Annotated in this window: 1 protein-coding gene and 1 rRNA gene; one reads left to right on the top strand and one right to left on the bottom strand. The window is 61.9% G+C overall.

The annotated features are described in order from the left end of the window. Positions 1–353: 353 nt before the first annotated feature. Positions 354–1,001, bottom strand: coding sequence for a tetratricopeptide repeat protein (locus FVW27_RS14880; RefSeq protein WP_167126567.1), 648 nt, complete (start codon positions 999–1,001; stop codon positions 354–356). Positions 1,002–1,616: 615 nt separating this feature from the next. Here FVW27_RS14880 and FVW27_RS14875 point away from each other — a divergent pair. Further along, positions 1,617–1,708: ribosomal RNA gene (locus tag FVW27_RS14875) — 16S ribosomal RNA — on the top strand; the annotation flags it as partial.

Genomic DNA, 1,708 nt, shown 5'->3' with positions numbered 1-1,708 from the left:
GGCGTGCGGCATGGTTCCAGGGGCGCGCGGGGCGCGCGGGTTGCGTGTTGACCGTGCGCGGCGCGGCGCTTGGGCCGCGCCCCGTCGGAACATAGCGCACTTCGGCATGGGGGGCGAGTGGAAATCAAGGCCGTTGCGTCAGCGGAAGAGTATGGCGGCAGGGGGAATGCGACACCGGAATGTCGGGGGCAGGGGGGATAGGGCGCAGCATGCGTCGCAAGCGGGAGGCTGGTTGCGACACATGCAGGGCGAACAGGAGCCTTCATGCCGGGTATGATCCGCAAACGAAAAGCGCGCAGCGACACGTGGCCGCCGCGCGCATCCGCACGGTGTGTGGTGGGCGGGTGCCCGTTCTACTTGTTCTGCTGCTGCAACGACTGCATCATTTCCTTCAACGGCTGGCCGTTGGGCGCCTTGGCGTCTGGGTTGATGGCCAGCAGTTCACGCCAGGCCTTCATGGCCTCGTCCTTCCGCTCCAGGTCGAAGTACAGCACGATGCCCTTGTTGAAGCGGGCGATCTGGTGCTTGGGATTGGCGGCGATGGCCTTCTCGAAGGTGGCCAGGGCGCGGTCGTGCAGATGGTCTTCACGGTACATCACGCCAAGGTCGGTCAGCACGTCCGGATCGTTTGGCTTGAGCGCCAGCGACTTTTCGTAGGCGGGGATGGCCTTCTTGGGCTGGTCGGTGTCGAAGTACAGGTGTCCCAGCTTGGTCCATGCGGCCACGTCGTTGGGATCTTTCAGCACCGCCTGCTCCATTTCCAGGATGCGCCCCATGACGTCGGGCGAAATCTGGCTGGCCGCGCCGTTCTGGGCCTGCTGGCTGGGGGCGGACACGGCACGCTTTTCCGGCGCGGGCGCGGGTGAATACATGCTCGCCACCTGTACGCCAAGGAACGCGCCAACGATAAGCGCCACGGCCACGGCCATGTACATGGTGGATTTGCGGACGTAGTCGCCGTCCTGCTGCTGGCGGCCCTGCGCTCGGTGTGTCTGCGACATGGATGCTCCATTCATATGTAGGAAAGTGTGTGCCGGTAGCGCGGCGCGGCAGGCGCACCGAGTGTCCCGTTCAGGTGGGCAGTGTTACCTGCGCGTGCGGCATCCGGCAAGAGGCGGAGCGGAAAGGGGGAAAACATGGCGCTGTTGGCGAATTATTAACGCGTTAGAAAACGGTGTGTTGCGTGTAAGTTTCAAGCTTTGGGCAAAAACCGTGTTGACACTTGGCCGCCTGATACCCTAGATACCCCCTTCGCCGCGACCGATTGCCCCGGCCACTTCGTGCAAGGGCAAACGGACATGGCACCGCTCTTTCTAGCCGATCAGTCAGCGCTTTCCTGAAACCCCTGGCGGGCTTCACGGGGTCTTCGAGAAAAATCGAAGAAAACGAAAAAAGCGGTTGACACCTGGCGGGACGCTGGGGCATACATGCTCCTCGCCGCGACGGGAAGTCCCGGCGGGGCAACGGGCCGCAGAATGCTGCGGTAACCCGAAACGGGTTCGCAAGACCGGGTTCTTTGACAAGTAAATAGCGAGTCGGGAAGGAATCAGCCTTTACGATAGTAATCAATCGTGCGGGTGCCTCAATTACGAGGCGTTCGTGCGACTTCAGTTTTTCAACTGGAGAGTTTGATTCTGGCTCAGATTGAACGCTGGCGGCGTGCCTAACACATGCAAGTCGTGCGTGAAAGGGCTTCGGCCTGAGTAAA

It is taken from the genome of Nitratidesulfovibrio liaohensis, assembly GCF_011682075.1.
Taxonomy (GTDB): domain Bacteria; phylum Desulfobacterota; class Desulfovibrionia; order Desulfovibrionales; family Desulfovibrionaceae; genus Cupidesulfovibrio; species Cupidesulfovibrio liaohensis.
This window is presented reverse-complemented; position numbering and strand designations above follow the sequence as displayed.

Excerpts from the sequence above, each read along its gene's own strand:
- FVW27_RS14880 (WP_167126567.1), bottom strand. The coding sequence starts at position 1,001 with ATGTCGCAGACACACCGAGCGCAGGGCCGCCAGCAGCAGGACGGCGAC.